This window comes from Hydrogenophaga luteola (assembly GCF_042648585.1).
Lineage (GTDB): Bacteria > Pseudomonadota > Gammaproteobacteria > Burkholderiales > Burkholderiaceae_C > Hydrogenophaga > Hydrogenophaga luteola.
This window is the reverse complement of record NZ_JBHRXX010000009.1, coordinates 321,688-338,877: the sequence shown is the minus strand read 5'-3', so window position 1 is coordinate 338,877 and position 17,190 is coordinate 321,688. Positions and strand designations below refer to the sequence as shown.

18 protein-coding genes are annotated in these 17,190 nt (G+C 66.6%); 10 read left to right on the top strand and 8 right to left on the bottom strand.

Annotation, left to right across the window (positions count from 1 at the left end):
- Positions 1-7: 7 nt before the first annotated feature.
- The 5 genes from ACFOPI_RS20395 to ACFOPI_RS20375 are packed head-to-tail and all read left to right on the top strand — an operon-like array spanning position 8 to position 2,260.
- A complete protein-coding gene (locus ACFOPI_RS20395; RefSeq protein ID WP_382178051.1) occupies positions 8-322 on the top strand; it encodes a hypothetical protein in 315 nt (104 codons plus the stop codon).
- Entirely contained in the window at positions 319-777 is a 459-nt protein-coding gene (locus ACFOPI_RS20390) for a bactofilin family protein (protein ID WP_382178048.1), read from the top strand. The genes ACFOPI_RS20395 and ACFOPI_RS20390 overlap by 4 nt, the downstream gene beginning before the upstream one ends.
- The gene (locus tag ACFOPI_RS20385; protein ID WP_382178045.1) at positions 774-1,364 is read left to right on the top strand and encodes a bactofilin family protein; all 591 of its coding nucleotides are present in this window, start codon (positions 774-776) and stop codon (positions 1,362-1,364) included. Before ACFOPI_RS20390 ends, ACFOPI_RS20385 begins: the two co-directional genes overlap by 4 nt.
- A gap of 7 nt (positions 1,365-1,371) precedes the next feature.
- Positions 1,372-1,851 carry a hypothetical protein gene (locus tag ACFOPI_RS20380; protein WP_382178042.1) on the top strand — a complete coding sequence of 160 codons (480 nt, stop codon included), beginning with the start codon at positions 1,372-1,374 and terminating at the stop codon, positions 1,849-1,851.
- A 4-nt stretch (positions 1,852-1,855) separates the two neighbouring features.
- Positions 1,856-2,260, top strand: a complete 405-nt coding sequence (locus ACFOPI_RS20375) for a bactofilin family protein (protein WP_066263662.1) — start codon at positions 1,856-1,858, stop codon at positions 2,258-2,260.
- Between the two features lie 81 nt (positions 2,261-2,341).
- Here ACFOPI_RS20375 and ppa read toward each other — a convergent pair whose 3' ends face one another.
- On the bottom strand, positions 2,342-2,878 hold the full coding sequence (ppa, locus tag ACFOPI_RS20370) for an inorganic diphosphatase (protein WP_382178039.1): 537 nt from the start codon (positions 2,876-2,878) through the stop codon (positions 2,342-2,344).
- Between the two features lie 241 nt (positions 2,879-3,119).
- Here ppa and ACFOPI_RS20365 point away from each other — a divergent pair, with 241 nt between their 5' ends.
- On the top strand, positions 3,120-5,180 hold the full coding sequence (locus ACFOPI_RS20365; protein ID WP_382178036.1) for a sodium-translocating pyrophosphatase: 2,061 nt from the start codon (positions 3,120-3,122) through the stop codon (positions 5,178-5,180).
- A gap of 59 nt (positions 5,181-5,239) precedes the next feature.
- On the opposite strand, the gene ACFOPI_RS20360 is transcribed toward ACFOPI_RS20365, so the two are convergent.
- Complete coding sequence (locus ACFOPI_RS20360) at positions 5,240-5,869, bottom strand: TetR/AcrR family transcriptional regulator (RefSeq protein ID WP_382178033.1); 630 nt, start codon at positions 5,867-5,869, stop codon at positions 5,240-5,242.
- 84 nt (positions 5,870-5,953) lie between these two features.
- On the opposite strand from ACFOPI_RS20360, the gene ACFOPI_RS20355 reads away from it, so the two are divergent.
- The 4 genes from ACFOPI_RS20355 to moeA all read left to right on the top strand — a co-directional run bounded on the left by ACFOPI_RS20355 (position 5,954) and on the right by moeA (position 9,879).
- Positions 5,954-6,778, top strand: a complete 825-nt coding sequence (locus ACFOPI_RS20355; RefSeq protein ID WP_382178030.1) for a metal-dependent hydrolase — start codon at positions 5,954-5,956, stop codon at positions 6,776-6,778.
- Positions 6,779-6,853: 75 nt separating this feature from the next.
- Positions 6,854-7,969: a GTP 3',8-cyclase MoaA gene (moaA, locus tag ACFOPI_RS20350; protein ID WP_382178027.1), complete on the top strand. Its 1,116-nt coding sequence runs from the start codon at positions 6,854-6,856 to the stop codon at positions 7,967-7,969.
- A 4-nt stretch (positions 7,970-7,973) separates the two neighbouring features.
- On the top strand, positions 7,974-8,594 hold the full coding sequence (mobA, locus tag ACFOPI_RS20345; protein ID WP_382178025.1) for a molybdenum cofactor guanylyltransferase MobA: 621 nt from the start codon (positions 7,974-7,976) through the stop codon (positions 8,592-8,594).
- A gap of 7 nt (positions 8,595-8,601) precedes the next feature.
- Positions 8,602-9,879: a molybdopterin molybdotransferase MoeA gene (gene moeA, locus ACFOPI_RS20340; protein ID WP_382178022.1), complete on the top strand. Its 1,278-nt coding sequence runs from the start codon at positions 8,602-8,604 to the stop codon at positions 9,877-9,879.
- Positions 9,880-9,897: 18 nt separating this feature from the next.
- On the opposite strand, the gene ACFOPI_RS20335 is transcribed toward moeA, so the two are convergent.
- The 6 genes from ACFOPI_RS20335 to ACFOPI_RS20310 all read right to left on the bottom strand — a co-directional run bounded on the left by ACFOPI_RS20335 (position 9,898) and on the right by ACFOPI_RS20310 (position 17,183).
- Positions 9,898-10,695, bottom strand: a complete 798-nt coding sequence (locus ACFOPI_RS20335; RefSeq protein WP_382178019.1) for an alpha/beta fold hydrolase — start codon at positions 10,693-10,695, stop codon at positions 9,898-9,900.
- 169 nt (positions 10,696-10,864) lie between these two features.
- Complete coding sequence (locus tag ACFOPI_RS20330; protein WP_382178016.1) at positions 10,865-11,326, bottom strand: methyltransferase family protein; 462 nt, start codon at positions 11,324-11,326, stop codon at positions 10,865-10,867.
- A gap of 28 nt (positions 11,327-11,354) precedes the next feature.
- The gene (locus ACFOPI_RS20325; RefSeq protein WP_382178013.1) at positions 11,355-14,444 is read right to left on the bottom strand and encodes an efflux RND transporter permease subunit; all 3,090 of its coding nucleotides are present in this window, start codon (positions 14,442-14,444) and stop codon (positions 11,355-11,357) included.
- A gap of 30 nt (positions 14,445-14,474) precedes the next feature.
- Positions 14,475-15,737 (bottom strand): efflux RND transporter periplasmic adaptor subunit, encoded by a 1,263-nt coding sequence (locus tag ACFOPI_RS20320; RefSeq protein ID WP_382178010.1) that lies wholly within the window; start codon positions 15,735-15,737, stop codon positions 14,475-14,477.
- A 162-nt stretch (positions 15,738-15,899) separates the two neighbouring features.
- Positions 15,900-16,334 (bottom strand): ribonuclease HI, encoded by a 435-nt coding sequence (rnhA, locus tag ACFOPI_RS20315; protein WP_382178007.1) that lies wholly within the window; start codon positions 16,332-16,334, stop codon positions 15,900-15,902.
- Between the two features lie 24 nt (positions 16,335-16,358).
- A complete protein-coding gene (locus ACFOPI_RS20310) occupies positions 16,359-17,183 on the bottom strand; it encodes a class I SAM-dependent methyltransferase (protein ID WP_382178004.1) in 825 nt (274 codons plus the stop codon).
- Positions 17,184-17,190: the final 7 nt, after the last annotated feature.

Here is a 17,190-nt window from a genome sequence, read left to right as displayed (position 1 = left end):
GCGAACCATGGACCCGACAGACGCCTTCTTCACCCAGACCGTTGTGGGCGCGCCATTCACTGTCCTGCTCGGCCGGCGGCGCCAGCCCGGTGGCACGGACTCGGAAGGCCTGCGCATTGATCTGGCCACCGGTGAAAGCCGTCTGAGCCGGCTCTGGCAGGAATGGGCAGTGCTCCACCATGCCACGCCACCCGGTTCCGCAAGGGCCCGGCCTGGTCGTGTGCGCCGCCTGATGGAGCGCCATGCGCTGTGGGTGGCAATTCTGGGCTTGCTCTCGCTGACCGGATCGGCCGTTTCCTGGGGGCTGCTGCTGTGGAAATGAAGCTGCCGCAGGACACGCTGACGATCGACCCGATCGCCATGAACGTGGTCAACCGGGTGGCCGCCGGGAGCCGGCTGCAGGGAGACTTGCTGTTCGAAGGAGGCCTGCTGGTCCAGGGGGAGATTTCCGGGCAGATTCGGGTCAACGGACGCCTCATCATCTGGAAGGGTGGCGTGGTGCGGGGCACGGTTCGTGTGCAGGGCGACCTGTACCTGTTCGGCCAGCTCGGCGTGGCCGAGGGCTCCGCGCAGGACACGCAGCTCGAATGCCATGGCATGGCCTATGTGGCCCAGACTGGTGTGTCCACGGGCACGCTGATGGCCAAACGATTGCAGCTGTACGAGGGCGCTGATCTTCGCGGTCCTTTCAAGACGCTAAAGTTGGGAAGCACCGTGCCCGTGTTGCATGATGTCCAGTCCCAGCAGCCCTTGAGAGCACCCGGAAGCCGATCATGAAAGCACGCCGCTACATTCCGCCCGAACGCCATCTCGAACAGCACCCAGGACCCCAGACCATGATGAACGACCAGAACAGCTTCCCCGCCATGCCCAATCCGGAGCAGGCACCTGCGTCTGACATGCCACAGGCGCTTGAAGTGGATGTGGGCCGCGCCATGCCGCCGGCCATGGCAGAGGCGATTCCCATGCTGCAGGCGCAAGACAGCAGCGTGTCCGTGATCGACGCGACCGAGGCAGCCACGGCCCGCAGCATGCTGGCCGATGGCATGCACTTTGTAGGCAACGCCCTGCTCAAGGGGCCGTTCAGCGTGGCGGGGCAGATTGATGGCAACCTCACCCAGGCCGAAGGCATCCAGGTGTCGGTGGTGGTCACCGAGACCGGGCGTGTCAAAGGAGACATCACCGCCCACAAGATCTCCGTCATGGGGCACACCGATGGTGTGCTCGACTCGGGCCAGGGCGAAGTGTCCCTGCACGATTCGGCCAGTGTTCACGGGCTGGTGCGCTATGGGCGTATCCAGGTCAATGGCGCCGATCTGAATGCGACGCTCGAACGCGTGGCTCCCGCCCGGAAAGTGAACTGACGGCCTCATGCAGTGGCAGCGGAGCGAACACCAGCAACCGCCCTCGCGCCGCCAGCCGCCGATCCCCGGCTCCGAGGCGCTGCGGCTGGCCGCGCTTCAGGCGAGTTGGCGCCGGGACCGGCGCGTGGCCCAACGCAGAATCGTCTGGCGCTGGATCGTCTGGTTCGCTCTGCGGTACCTGCCCTGGCTGTTGGCCGCCTTGGCGCTGCTGGTCGCCGTGGGCTACCTGGCCGGCTGGCTCCCGGCAATACCCGCGGCAGCCGAACCACGCATGATCGAAGCAGAGGCTGCGGTGTACGCGCCCTCGCCGGCTGCCGTGGAGCCTCCGGAAACCAGCACAGAAGCGGACTCGACACCGCTGACTCTGCGCGCCAGCGCGGCGCTTGGTGTCGTCGCCAACGTCGCGACAACAGCTGTTGAAGCACCGACATCTCCCGATACACTCACCCTCACCCCTGAAAACTGGTTGCACAGCAAGGAGCCCTGATCTCATGAGCCACAACCCCGCGTCCACGCGCCTCGTTCCGGCCGAGCGCCTTTCCGCCATCACCAGCCTGATCGCCGAAGGCGCCGTTTTCGACGGCAACTTTCACACCACGCGCGACCAGGGCATCAAGGTCGATGGCCAGCTCAAAGGCAACATCACGTTCGAAACCGGCGGCACCCTGCATGTGGGTGCCACTGGTGTGATCGAGAACACCCGGCTTGAGGCCGACTACGTGTTCATCGAGGGCAAGGTGATCGGCGCCGTGATCGCGCGCAAAGCACTGGAGATCACCGGATCTGCCACGCTGATCGGCGACGCCAGCTACGACGAACTGATCGACATGCATCCGCGCGCCCGTGTGCGCGGCAAGATCGAGTACCGAGGTGACATCGACGCTGCACAGAACTGAACCTGTTCGCTGCGCCCACAAAAAAGCCTGCCGCTCGGCAGGCTTTTTTGTGTCCGGCACCTCGAAGGTGCCGAAGAGAGATCAGCCCTGCGCCTTGTTGTAGGCAGCGACGCCGTCCATGATTTCCTTGTGGGCAGCTTCCGGACCTTCCCAGCCACCCACCTTGACCCACTTGCCCTGCTCCAGGTCCTTGTAGTGCTCGAAGAAGTGCTCGATGGCTTTCAGGCGCATCGGATTCAGGTCTTCGGGCTTGGTCCAGCGGCTGTAGAGCGACAGGATCTTGTTGGTCGGCACAGCCAGCACCTTGCCGTCTTCGCCGGCTTCGTCGGTCATCTTCAGGATGCCGATGGCACGGCAAGGCACCACGACGCCAGGCATCAGCGGCACGGGGGTGACCACCAGGACATCCACCGGGTCGCCGTCACCAGCGATCGTCTTGGGCACATAACCATAGTTGGTCGGATAGTGCATGGCGGTGTTCATGAAGCGGTCCACGAAGATCGCGCCCGATTCCTTGTCCACTTCGTACTTGATCGGATCGCCGTTCATGGGGATCTCGATAATGACGTTGAACGCTTCGGGGATCTTGTCGCCAGGGGTGACGTTGTCAAGAGACATGGGGTTCTTTGGAAAGTTGAGGAAAACGCTAGTGATTAACCCTGATTTTACTGATTCCAACCTGACTTCCTGATCCATATCAGTTCGTCCCTGAAGCAATTCCCGCTACATTCACTCCGTTGGCCAATCGCCCTGCCCCACCCGCACCGGGTGCGTGACGGACGCGAGGAAGCAACGCAGCGGGGGTAGTCCTCTCAGCGTTGCCCCCTCCAAGTCAAACGTTACGGAGCAGGAGAAATCTATGGTTGGACAAACTGCGCTGATCTTTGCGCTGGTGTGTGGGCTGGTAGCCGTGGTCTATGGTTTCTGGTCCCGCAGTTGGATTCTTTCCCAGGACGCGGGCAACGCCCGCATGCAGGAAATCGCCGGGGCCATCCAGGCCGGCGCTGCCGCCTACCTCGCCAAGCAATACACCACCATCGGCATCGTCGGTGTGGTGCTGGCCGTGTTGATCGGCGTGTTCCTTGACGGCACCACCGCCATCGGCTTCGTGCTGGGGGCGGTGCTCTCGGGCGCCTGCGGCTTTATCGGCATGAACATCTCGGTGCGGGCCAACGTGCGCACCGCGCAGGCCGCCACCAGAGGCATCGGCCCGGCGCTGGATGTGGCCTTCCGCGGCGGAGCCATCACCGGCATGCTGGTGGTGGGCCTGGGTCTGCTGGGTGTGGCCGGCTTCTTCTGGTTCTTGGTCGGCAATGGCAACCTCACACCCGACAAGAACCTGGCCAAGCTGCTGAACCCGCTGATCGGTTTTGCCTTCGGTTCTTCGCTGATCTCGATCTTCGCGCGCTTGGGTGGCGGCATCTTCACCAAGGGCGCCGACGTCGGCGCCGACCTGGTGGGCAAGGTCGAGGCGGGTATCCCCGAGGACGACCCGCGCAACCCGGCGGTGATCGCCGACAACGTGGGCGACAACGTGGGCGACTGCGCCGGCATGGCGGCCGACTTGTTCGAGACCTACGCCGTCACGCTGATCGCCACCATGGTGCTGGGCGCCCTGATGGTGGCTGCCGCACCGATGCAGGCGGTGCTGTACCCGCTGGTGCTGGGCGGCGTGTCGATCATCGCGTCCATCATCGGCTGCTTCTTCGTCAAGGCCAGCCCGGGCATGAAGAACGTGATGCCGGCGCTCTACAAGGGCCTGGCCATCGCGGGCGTGCTCTCGCTGATCGCCTTCTACTTCGTGACGGCGGCCATCATCCCGGACAACGCCATCGCCGCGGCCGGCAGCCAGATGCGCCTGTTCGGCGCCACGGTCGTCGGCCTGGTACTGACCGCTGCGCTGGTCTGGATCACTGAGTTCTACACCGGCACGCAGTACTCGCCGGTACGCCACATCGCGCAGGCCTCCACCACGGGCCACGGCACCAACATCATCGCGGGTCTGGGCGTGTCCATGCGCTCGACCGCCTGGCCGGTGCTGTTCGTCTGCCTGGCCATCATGGCTGCCTACACGCTGGCCGGCCTGTACGGCATCGCGGTCGCTGCCACTTCCATGCTCAGCATGGCCGGCATCGTGGTGGCGCTGGACGCCTACGGCCCCATCACCGACAACGCCGGCGGCATTGCCGAAATGGCCGAACTGCCCAGCAGCGTGCGCGACATCACCGACCCGCTGGACGCCGTGGGCAACACCACCAAGGCCGTGACCAAGGGCTATGCCATTGGCTCGGCCGGTCTGGCTTCCCTGGTGCTGTTCGCCGACTACACCCACAAGCTGGAAACCTACGGTCACTCGGTCAGCTTCGACCTGTCCGACCCCATGGTGATCATCGGCCTGTTCATCGGTGGCCTGATTCCCTACCTGTTCGGCGCCATGGCCATGGAGGCCGTGGGCCGCGCGGCCGGTGCGGTGGTGGTGGAAGTGCGCCGCCAGTTCAAGGAAATCCCCGGCATCATGGAAGGCACCGCCAAGCCGGAGTACGGCAAGGCCGTGAGCATGCTGACCGGCGCTGCGATCAAGGAAATGATCGTGCCCAGCCTGCTGCCGGTGGTGGTTCCGATCCTGGTGGGCGTGTTCCTGGGTCCGAAGGCACTCGGTGGCCTGCTCATGGGCACCATCGTGACCGGCCTGTTCGTGGCCATTTCCATGTGCACCGGCGGGGGCGCCTGGGACAACGCCAAGAAGTACATCGAAGACGGCCACCATGGTGGCAAGGGCAGCGAAGCCCACAAGGCGGCCGTGACCGGTGACACCGTGGGCGATCCCTACAAGGACACCGCAGGCCCGGCCGTGAACCCCCTGATCAAGATCATCAACATCGTGGCGCTGCTGATCGTGCCGCTGCTGCCGATGGCCTGAGCGCTGTCGACACTTCCGCTCCGGTGGCCACTGTGCATGGCCCCGGAGCAACCGCCCGTTCACGCCTCGGGTGAACGGGCCAGGCGGCGCACCACTTCGCTGGCCACAGGTGTCATGGCAGGCAATTCCGCCACCCGCCCCTGCTCGATCGCCTGCAGGATCAGTTCATTGATGCCGCCCACCGCGGCCAACGCCAGCCCCTTGTCGATGGAGCGCTGCTCCGACCCACGGCGAAGGGTTTCCTCCATGAGCGCGGCCAAGGCATCCATGACTTCCCGCCGAGCCTGTTCGCCCGCCCCTCCCAGGTGGTGGATCTCGATGAACAGGGTTCGCAACAGCACGGGGTTGGCCGCCATGTGTGAGAGGTAGGCCTGCAACGCCTGCTCCAGCTGTTGCTGCCAGGGCCGCTCGGCCGACACCGAATCCCTTAAGGTCTTCAGAGCGTTCATGCTCACCGCCCGGTACAGGGCCAGGAAGCAGGCATCCTTGCTCTCGAAGTGCTCGTAGAACGTGCGCTTGGACACACCCGCCTCGCGCACCACGTCGGCAATGGTCACCGCGGCCAGCCCCTTGGTGGCGGTGACGCTGGCCATGCCTTGCAGCAGGCGCCGCCGGTGTTCGCTGCCGATGCCGGTCTCGGGTGTGGTCTGGTTCAACGCCATGACCGACATCTTAGGCGGCATGGTCATCGGGCCTGCCGGGTTGACACCCGCCGCCGAAAGCCAGACCATGGCAACCTCGGTACCAATTGGTACCAACACCCACAACCCACCATGACCGAACTCATCGTCCGCCGCCTGCTGATCGATCTGGACCAGCCCGTGGAACGCCACTGGTGCGGTGGCGACGCCTTCCTGACCGCCTGGTTCAACGCCCTGTCCATGAGCTTCCCGATCGGCGAGCAGTTCTTCATCGACTCGGTTCGCGCCGGCTTCAAGGCCCTGCCACCGGACCGACAGGAGCCCCTGCGCGACGAAGTCCAGGGCTTTGTGGGCCAGGAGGCCACCCACCGCCGCATCCACGCCCTGTTCAATGCCCAGATCGAGAAGCACGGCTTGCGCAACCACTGGGAGCCCCGGGCCCGGCGGCGTCTGGCACGGATGGACGGGGCCGATGTGCGCCACGGCGTGGCCATCACCGCCGCCAATGAACACTTCACAGCCCTGTTCGCCGAGTGGCTGCTGTCGCACCCCGAACTTCTGGATGGCTGCGATCCCCGCCTGAAGACGCTGTGGCTGTGGCACAGCGCCGAGGAGGCCGAACACAAGTCCACCGCCTTCGACATCTACCAGGCCCTGGGCGGCAGTCACGCCTGGCGCGTGCGCTGGATGCGCCGCGTGACCATGTTCTTCCTCGGCGACGCGCTGCGACAGACCGTCTCCAACCTGCGCGCCGACGGCACGCTGTGGCGCTGGTCCACCTGGCGCAGCGCCGCCCGGCACCTGCTCGGCCGCGACGGGCTGCTGCGCACCAGCTATGCGCCGTGGAAGCGCTACTTCCGTCCTGACTTTCACCCCAGCCAGCAACACAGCGACCTGTCCGAGCGCTGGCTGACGGCCAACGCACAGGTGTTCGTGCGGGTCGGTGCCGGCGCCTGAATCTCCAAGGACATTGACCCATTCCGGAACCCGTGCGTCCCGGTCGGGGTATACAGGGTCGACCATAATCTCGCCATGTCCGAACGCGTGATTCCCCTGGTCGACCAGCGCCTGACGGCCCGCGCCGCGGTCGTTCCCACCACCCCGATCGCGGCCACCGGTCTGCTCGGCGACGCGCTCGGCCGGCCACTGCGCGACCTGCGCATCAGCGTCACCGACCGCTGCAACTTCCGCTGCAGCTACTGCATGCCCAAGTCGATCTTCGACAAGGACTACCCGTACCTGCCGCACAGCGCGCTGCTGAGCTTCGAGGAAATCACCCGCATCGCGCGACAGTTCGTCGCCCACGGCGTTCAGAAGATCCGTCTCACCGGTGGCGAGCCGCTGCTGCGCAAGAACATCGAGATCCTGATCGGACAGCTGGCCGCGCTGCGCACCACCGAAGGCGGGCCGCTGGACATCACGCTGACCACGAATGGGTCGCTGCTGGAGCGCAAGGCGCGCGATCTCGCGGCCGCGGGCCTGCGGCGCGTGACCGTGAGCCTCGACGGACTGGACGACGCGGTGTTCCGAGCCATGAACGATGTCGACTTCCCGGTGGCCGATGTGCTGCGCGGCATCGAGGCGGCGCGCAACGCCGGGCTGGGCCCGGTGAAGATCAACATGGTGGTCAAGCGAGGCACCAACGAGCACCAGATCCTGCCGATGGCGCGCCACTTCAAGGGCACCGGAGCGGTGCTGCGCTTCATTGAGTACATGGACGTCGGCGCCACCAATGGCTGGCGCATGGACGAAGTGATGCCCAGTGCGGAGGTGGTGCAACTGATCCACCGCGAACTGCCGCTGGTGCAGCTGGACCCGTCGGCGCCGGGTGAAACCGCCGAGCGCTGGGGCTATGCGGACGGCAGCGGCGAGATCGGCGTGATCAGCAGCGTGACCCAGGCTTTCTGCCGCGACTGCAACCGCGCCCGCCTCTCCACCGAAGGCAAGCTCTACCTCTGCCTGTTCGCCACCCAAGGCCACGACCTGAAGCCGCTGGTGCGCGGCGGGGCGAGCGATAGCGAGCTCGCCAGCGCCATCGCCGCCATCTGGCAAGGCCGCGACGACCGCTACTCGGAACTGCGCGCCTCCATGCCGCCGGACCAGAGCACGGGCGGACGCCGCATCGAAATGAGTTACATCGGAGGCTGAACCCATGCAGGCAGGAGACATCACCGGGCTGGTCCTGGCCGGCGGGCGCGGCTCGCGCATGGGCGGCGTCGACAAGGGGCTGCAGAACTTCCACGGCACGCCGCTGGCGCTGAACGCCCTGATGCGGCTGCAGATGCAGGAAGGCGGTCTGGTCGGGGACCTGATGGTCAACGCCAACCGCAACCTCTCGGCCTACGAGGCCTTCGGCGCCCCGGTGTGGCCAGACACACTCGACGATTTCGCCGGCCCGCTGGCCGGTTTCCTCACCGGGCTGGAGCGCTGCGAAACGCCCTGGCTGCTCACCGTGCCTTGCGACTCCCCACGTTTTCCGCTGGACCTGGCACTGCGCCTGGCACAGGCCATCGAGGCGCCTGACACCGACATCGCGATGGCCGCCGCCCGCGAGGACGACGGGCAATGGCGCGCCCAGCCGGTGTTCTGCCTGATGAAGGTGGACCTGCTCGAAAGCCTGGCCGACTTCACCCGCGGCGGTGGCCGCAAGATCGACCGCTGGACCGGACAGCACCGCACCGTGGTGGTTCCGTTCGACCGCCCGGGCGACGACCCTCTGGCGTTCGCCAATGCCAACACCCTGGACGAACTGCACGCCCTCGAAAAGCCTTGACCGACCGATGAAGACGATTGAACAGATTGCCGCCGAACTGCAGGGCTACGACCCCAAAGCGCTCAAGGCCGCGGACGTCAACGAGTTCCTGGCCCGACTGGTGACACCGGTCGGTGAAACGGAAACTTGCGGCGTGTTCGGCGCCCTGGGGCGGGTGCTGGCCGAGGATGTGGTCTCACCGATCAGCGTGCCTCCGCACGACAACTCGGCCATGGACGGATTCGCGTTCGATGGCAGCCAGCTGCAGGCCGGACAGCCGCTCGTGCTGCGCTGCCTGGGCACCGCTTTCGCAGGGCAGGCCTGGAGCGGCCAGGCCGCCGCGGGCGACTGCGTGAAGATCATGACCGGCGCCATCATGCCCACCGGCACCGACACCGTGGTGCCCGTCGAGTTCGTGAAGGTCGAGGGCGAGACGGTCACCGTGCCGGCCGACGTGGTCCGCCAGGGCGACAACCGCCGCCTGCTCGGCGAAGACCTGATGGCCGGCCGCCCTGCCCTGGCACGCGGCCAGACCTTGGGACCGGCGGCGCTGGGGCTGATCGCCAGCCTGGGCCTGCCCACCGTGCCGGTGTTCCGGCGCTTGAAGGTGGCGTACTTCTCCACCGGTGACGAGATCCTGAGTCTGGGCGATTCGCCGCGCGAAGGTGCGGTCTACGACAGCAACCGCTACACCGTGTTCGGTCTCTTGACCCGCATGGGTGTGCAGGTGATCGACATGGGTGTGGTCAGGGACGAACCGGCCGCGCTCGAAGCCGCCTTCCGGCGCGCCGCCTCGGAAGCCGACGCCATCATCACCAGCGGTGGCGTGAGCATGGGCGAGGCCGACCACACCAAGGCCATGATGAAGCAGCTGGGCGACGTGGCGTTCTGGCGCATCGCCATGCGACCAGGGCGGCCGATGGCGGTGGGGCGGATCGCTGAGGCCGGAAGGTCTGCGGTGCTGTTCGGTCTGCCGGGCAACCCGGTGGCGGTGATGGTCACCTTCCTGGCCTTCGTGCGCCCGGCGCTTCTGCGCATGATGGGTGCTCAGGCCTCCGACCCCATCCTGCTCAAGGCCCACAGTGCCGAAGCATTGCGCAAGAAACCGGGCCGCACCGAGTACCAGCGCGGCGTCGTCACGCGCAAGGCGGACGGCTCACTGAGCGTGCGCACCACGGGCAACCAGGGCTCGGGTGTGCTGCGGTCGATGGTCGAGGGCAACGGACTGATCGTGCTGCACCACGACCAGGGCCATGTGGCGGTGGGCGATGCGGTCGACGTGATGATGTTCGAAGGCGTGATCTGAGGCGCCTTGGCGCATCGGTCAACCCGGACGTCCCTCCACCGAGGCCATGAAGGACAGGGCCTCGCGGTTGAACCGGTCCGCACACTCGATCATCGGAGCGTGACCACAGTCCTCCCACACCTGCACACGCACATCCGGCAGACGCTCGCGCAGCACCTCGGCGTGCGCGCAAGGCACGAAGCGGTCCTGCCGGCCCCAGACCACCAGTGCTGGTGTGCGCATGTCCCGCATGGCTTCCTGCAGCGCACGAACCTGGGTGGTTTCAAACCCGCCCAGTCCGACGAAGCTGCGCAGTGTGCGCAGAAATGCCGCGTGAGCACCAGGCTGGCTCGCCAGCCTGTATTTGTCCCGGACCAGCCCATCGGTGACAAACCGGTCGGGTGCCGCAAAAGCCTTGCGCCAGAGCATGCGCGTCCCGGCCTGGTTCGGCCGCGTCAGCAGTTCGCCCAGCACAGGCACCGAGGCCAGCCGGAACTCCAGCAGCGTCGGTTTCTCGGCCATGCCCGCAGGATCGAGCAGCATCATCGACAGAAGGCGTTCCGGCGCAACCCTGGCGCACTCCAGCGCCAGCCGTCCGCCCAGCGAGTTGCCCGCCAAGTGAACCTTTTCCAGCCCCAGCGCGTCCATGAATGCCAGCACAAACTGTGTGATGCCGGCTATGCCGTACGGGAAGTCGTCCGGCTTCTCGGTCAGGCCATGCCCAGGCAGGTCGACCGCGAAGACCCGGTGGGTGTCGGACAACATGGGCAGGTTGTGGCGCCACTCCAGCACCGAGCAGGCAATGCCGTGCAGCAGCAACACAGGTGTGCCACCCATGCCTTCCTGCCAGTAGCGGGTGCGAATCCCATCGATTTGGACATAACGGTCCACGGGCTGAGGCATGACAGAACAGGTCGGTTCAAGGTTCGCCGATGCTGCGCGGTCCCTGAAGCGTGGTCAAGCCAAGGACACCCCTGTTCCATCGCGGCACACCCGGTCCGCCGCCTCAGAGCCAGCGCCGCACCCGCGCCATGTAGGCGCGGTGCTCCTCGCCGAACAGACCAAGCAGCACCCGCTCCTCGGGCGCGATCTGGAACCTGTTGAGATAGAGCATGTAGACCATCGGCCCCAGCAACAGGGCCGGCCAGTGCGCGAGATAGAAGCCCCAGGCCAGCAGCAGGAACACCATGCCCACGTACATGGGGTTGCGGGTGATGCGGTAGACGCCCTGCGTGACCAGGGACGAGGCGCGTTCGGGCCGCAGCGGATTGACCGTGGTGCGCGAGGCGCGGAAAGCCAGCAACCCGGCGATATCAAACGACAGGCCGACCAGCACCAGCAGCGCCATCGACAGCCCGTTCACACCCGAGGGCACATGCCACTCAGGGCCGCCGGCCAACCAGGCCATCAGCAACGCGGTGATCAGTCCCACCAGGGGCGGCGGCACCCGGTGTTCGAGCCAGCTCACCGATTCACCCGCCCCACGCCGCGGCGACTCATTTGGCCACCAGCACGTCGCTGGGATCCGCCTGGGCAGGCTCCTGCGGCAGCACGCGCGAGCCGTGCCGGGTGCGCGCCATCAGCATGTACATGGTCGGCACCACGAAGATGGTCAGCAGCGTCCCCACCGACATACCGCCCACGATGACCCAGCCGATCTGCTGGCGGCTCTCCGCGCCCGCGCCCGAGGCCAGCGCCAGCGGCAGGGCACCCAGCACCATGGCGCCGGTGGTCATCAGGATGGGGCGCAGGCGCAGTGCGGCGGCCGCGGTCACCGCCTCCAGCTTGGACTGACCCTGCTCGCGCAGCTGGTTGGCGAACTCGACGATCAGGATCCCGTGCTTGGAGATCAGCCCCACCAGCGTGATCAGGCCGATCTGGCTGAACACATTGAGCGTGCCTCCGGTGAGCCGCAATGCCGCGAGCGCGCCCAGCATGGACAGAGGCACAGACAGCAGGATGATGAACGGGTCCACGAAGCTCTCGAACTGGGCCGCCAGCACCAGGAAGATGAACAGCAGCGACAGTGCGAACACGATGGCCAGCGAGCCCGACGAGCTGCGGAACTCGCGGCTCTGGCCGTTGAGGTCGGTGGTGTAACCCGGTGGCAGCACCTCGGCCGCGATGGTGTTCATGATCTGCAGCGCATCGCCCAGCGCCAGCTCGGGGCCGAGGTTGGCGGTGATGGAAGCGCTGCGCCGCTGACCGAAGTGGTTGAGTTCGCGCGGCACCACCACCTCGCTGACCTTGACCAGCGAGGCCAGCGGAATCATGGCGTCGCCCCGCCCGCGCACGAAAAGGCGGTCGATGTCGTCGGGCGCGCTGCGCTGCGCGCTGTCGGTCTGCACCACCACGTCGTATTGCTCGCCACCCTGCTTGTAGCGGGTCACGGTGCGCCCGCCCAGCAGCGTCTCCACCGTGCGGGCGATGGCGTCCACACTCACCCCCATGTCGGCGGCGCGCTCGCGGTCCACATCCATGCGAATCTCGGGCTTGTTCAGCCGCAGGTCGGTGTCGACCTGCTGGAAGCCGGGGTACTTGGCCATCTCGTCCTGGAAGCGCCGCACCGTGCGCGATAGGTTCTCGTAGCTGTCGCTGGTGACGATGACGTAGTTGATCGGCCGTTCGCGGAAGCCCTGGCCCAGCGAGGGCGGCGTGATCGGGAAGGCGCTGATGCCCGGCAGTGCGCCGATCTTGGGCTGCAGCTCGCGGGCGATCTCCAGGGTGCTGCGTTCACGCTCTTCCCACGGCGTGGCGCGCAGGAACACCGAGCCCTGCGCCACAGTCGGGTTGCCGATGTTGGCGAATATGCGGTCGAACTCGGGGTAGGTCTGGCCGATGCGCTCGACCGCTTCAGCATAGCGGCGCGTGTAGTTCAGCGTGGCGCCGTCCGGGCCGTTGATGTTGACCAGGATCACACCCCGGTCCTCCAGTGGCGCCAGTTCCTGCTTGGTGGACTTGAGCAGCCACCAGCTGCCCAGTGCACTGGCCAGCATGACGCCCACCACCAGCCAGCGCACGCGCAGCGCGCCGGCCAGCGCCCGGGTGTAGCCGTTGGTGATGGCCACCAGCACACGCTCCATGCCGCGGTCGAACCAGCCGGGGTTGGGGTTGTGGCGCAGCAGCTTGCTGCTCATCATGGGCGAGAGCGTCAGGGCCACGAAGCCTGAGACGACCACGGCGCCGGCGAGCGCCAGCGCGAACTCCGCAAACAGGCGACCCGTGCGACCGGGTGTGAACGCCAGCGGCGCATACACCGCCGCCAGCGTCAGCGTCATGGCCACCACCGCGAAGCCGATCTCGCGTGCGCCCTTGATGGCCGCATCGAAGGGTTTCATGCCCTCCTCAATGTGACGGTAGATGTTCTCCAGCACTACGATGGCGTCGTCCACCACCAGCCCGATAGCCAGCACCAGCGCCAGCAGCGTCAGCGTGTTGATGGAGAAGCCGAACAGCGCCATCAACGCGAAGGCTCCGACCAGGCTGACCGGAATCGTCACCAGCGGAATGATGGAGGCGCGCAGCGTGCGAAGGAAGACGAAGATCACCAGCGCCACCAGCACCACCGCTTCGGCGATGGTGGTGTAGACGGCCTTGATCGAGCGGTCGATGAACACCGAGTTGTCGTTGGCGATGTCGACGTTGATGCCGGGCGGCAGGTCGGCCTTGACCTTCTCCAGCAGCTGCCGCACGCCCGCAGACAGCTCCAGCGGGTTGGCCGTGGCCTGGCGGATCACGCCCAGCGACACCGAGTCGCGGCCGTTCAGGCGCACCGAGCTGCGCTCATCCTGCGGGCCCTGCACCACCCGCGCCACGTCGCCCAGCCGGATCGGCAGGCCGTTGACGTTGCGGATGGTGACGTCGCGGAACTGCTGCGGCGTCTGCAGGTCGGTGGCGGCGGTCACATTGAACTCGCGCTGGCTGCTCTCGATGCGGCCGGCCGGCACCTCCAGGTTGGAGCGCCGCAGTGCGTCCTCGATGTCCTGCACCGTGAGTCCGTAGGCCGCCAGGCGGTCGGGGTCGGCCCAGATGCGCATGGAGTACTTGCGCTCGCCAAACACCCGCACCTCGGCCGCGCCGGGTGCGGTCTGCAGCACCGGCTTGGCGATGCGGTTGGCCAGGTCAGACAGCTGCAGCGCGCTGTGGGTGTCCGAGGTCAACGCCAGCCAGATCACCGGAAAGGCGTCGGCTTCGACCTTCGCGATCACCGGTTCGTCGATGCCCTGCGGCAGGCGCTGGCGCACGCGGCTGACCTTGTCGCGCACATCGGCGGCAGCCGAGTCGGGGTCGCGTTCGAGTTTGAAGCGCACCGTGATCTGGCTGCGCTCCTGGCGGCTGATCGAGGTGATCACATCCACCCCCTCGATGCCGGCAATCGAATCTTCCAGCGGCTTGCTGACCTGCGACTCGACCACCTCGCTGGAGGCGCCGGTGAAAGTGGTGCTGACGGTGACCGTCGGTTCGTCGATCTTGGGGTACTCGCGCACCGTGAGCCCCTGGAAGGCCACCAGGCCTACCAGCAGGATCAGCAGGGAAAGCACGCTCGCGAAGACCGGGCGGCGGATGGCAATCTCGGGCGGTTGCATGGTCGGGTTCCTGTGCGGTGCGGAACGGCCTCAGCCCGCGGCGGGTGGTTTGCCGCCCGCAGGCACCTCACCCGGCTTGGCTGCGGGAGCGCCGGCCGGTGGCCCGCCCTTGCCAGCGCCGGGCTGTCCGGCTTCGGGCCGGCTCATGTCCACCACACGGACGGCGGTCCCGTCCTGCTGCAGCCGCTGCTGCCCGGCGACCACCACAGTGTCGCCCACCGCCACGCCGTCGGTGATCTCCACCTGACCGGCCCGGCGCACACCGATGCGGACTTCGGTGCGCTGGGTGACCAGCTTGGCCCCGTCGCCCTCGCCTTCCTTGCGTAGCTTGATGACGAACTGCTTGCCCGCCTGCGGCACGATGGCCTCCTCGGGAACCACCATTGCCGACTCGTTGACCGAGAACACCGTGTTGACCCGCGCAAACATGCCTGGGCGCAGGTCCTTCCCCACGGTCGAGGGCAACACCGCCCGCACCGCCACCGAGCGCCCGTTGGCGTCCAGCAGCGGGTCCACCGCCTGGATCCGGGCCTGAAAGTTCTGGCCAGGCAGCGCATCCAGCTGCACCTGCACCGGTTGACCCGCCGCCACCAGACCCTGGTAGCGCTCGGGCAGGCGGAAATCCACCGTCAGCTGGGAGGTGTCTTCGAGATTGATCAGGTCAGCACCGTCCTTGACGTACTCGCCGAGGTTGATGTTGATCAGGCCCACCGTGCCGTCGAAGGGCGCCACGACACGCATGCGCGCCAGGCGAGCCTGCGCCAGCGACACCTGCGCCTCGGCCACCTGCAGGGCGGCACGGCTTTCGTCGAGCACCCGCTGGGCCACGAAGGCCTGCGCAACCAGTTCCTCGTTGCGCCGAAGGTTGGCGCGCGCGATCGACAGCTGCGCCTGGGCCTGGCTCAGTTCGGCCTTCTGCAGCGTGTCATCCATCTGCACCAGCAACTGGCCCTTGCGAACCCGGGCACCGTCCGACACCGCGATCTGCACGATCCGACCGGCCACCTCGGGCCGCAGGGTCACACTCTGGCGCGAGCGCAGGGTGCCGACGGACTGGGCATCGTCCTGCAGCCGCTGGGTCTGCACCTTCGTGACCTCGACGCCTGGCATGCCACCACCGCCTTGCCCGGGCCGCCCACCGGCGGCTCCGGAGGGCGCGGGAGTGCCCGGTGCGGCACCGCCCGCCGTGGCCTGCTGTGCACCAGCAGCAGCCCGGTTCTGGAGCCACCAAGCTCCGGCAGACGCCAGCGCAATGCCGCCTACTGCGACCCAGACGTAGAGTTTTTGTGCCATGTAGTCTTCGTGCCCACGAAGGCCTCATGCAACAGCGGTGCTGCGAATGAGACGGAGAAAGAAACGCAATGTATCAGCGCAGACGCTGCTGCGATGCACAAGTTCCCGAAGCCCCGGCAAACCGTCACCCGTTCATCGGAGATTCATCGGATCGCGCGAATCTCAAGCAGGCACACCCCGGTTCGCCAGGGCATCGGCACGTTCGTTGCCAGGATCACCGGCGTGGCCCTTGACCCAGTGCCACTCAATCTTGTGGGTGCCCTGGTGCACCAAAGCGTCCAGGCGCTGCCAGAGGTCGGCGTTCTTCACCGGCTGCTTGGCCGCGGTCTTCCAGCCCTTGGCCTTCCAGCCATGGATCCATTCGGTGATGCCCTTGCGCACGTATTCGCTGTCGAGGTAGAGCGCCACCGTGCAGGGGCGCTTGAGCGCCGCCAGACCTTCGATGACCGCGGTCAGCTCCATGCGGTTGTTGGTGGTCTCGCGCTCGCCGCCCCACAACTCCTTTTCGTGCCCGCCCGATTGCAGGTAGACCCCCCAGCCACCCGGACCGGGATTGCCCTTGCAGGCACCATCGGTGTACATCACCACGTGATTCAAATTCAATGCTCCAGTAAGGCGCATTCAGCGCCGGTTTGCGATCGTCACGGGCGCGGTGCCCGAAGCACGCCGCGGTCGCCAGGCAGGCCCGAGCAGACGTACACCGCGCACCCGCTTGACCGCGACAAAAAAGTAGACCGATCCGAAGATCGGCCACCAGCGGGCGCCGGCGCGGTCCATCCACGCATAGCGCTGCAGCCACTTGTCGCTGTGGACCGCTGGCCGGTAACAGCCGAAATGCTGCGACTCGACCTCAAAGCTCAACAGACGGAACCAGTCCCGCAACCGCCAGGGCCCGATGAACTCGCCGGCCTCCGGCAGATACAGCTCCGACAGACCCAGCGCAGAGATGCCAAGGCGGCCCATCAGGCGCGAACGGCTCTGGCGCAGCCCCCAGAAGCTGTTGGGGTTGAAACCCGCCACCACCACACGCCCTTCAGGCACGAGCACCCGCTCCACCTCGCGCAGCACGTGGTGCGGATCGGCGCTCAGCTCCAGGGTATGGGGCAGCACCACCAGGTCCAGGCTCGCTTCCGGAAAAGGAAGCGCCGCTGCGTTGGTCACCAGCGCCACGCGCGGGGTGACTGAAGAGGACTTTTCTGCGGTTGCGGTTGCAGCTGCGGGGTCCGGGTCGCTGGCGGCACCTGTCGGCATGTCCTCAGCGTTCAGCATTTCTTCGGGCAAGGCCAGCCACCGATGAGGCATCCGGTTGGCCGACAGTGCATGCAGCTCCGGCAACCCCAGCTGCAGCGCGTTGTAACCGAACAAGTTCACCACCGACCGGTCGAACTGACCCTGTTCCCACTGGAGCAGGTAGCGCCCTGGAGGGGTCTGGAACCAGTCGGTCAAACTTATA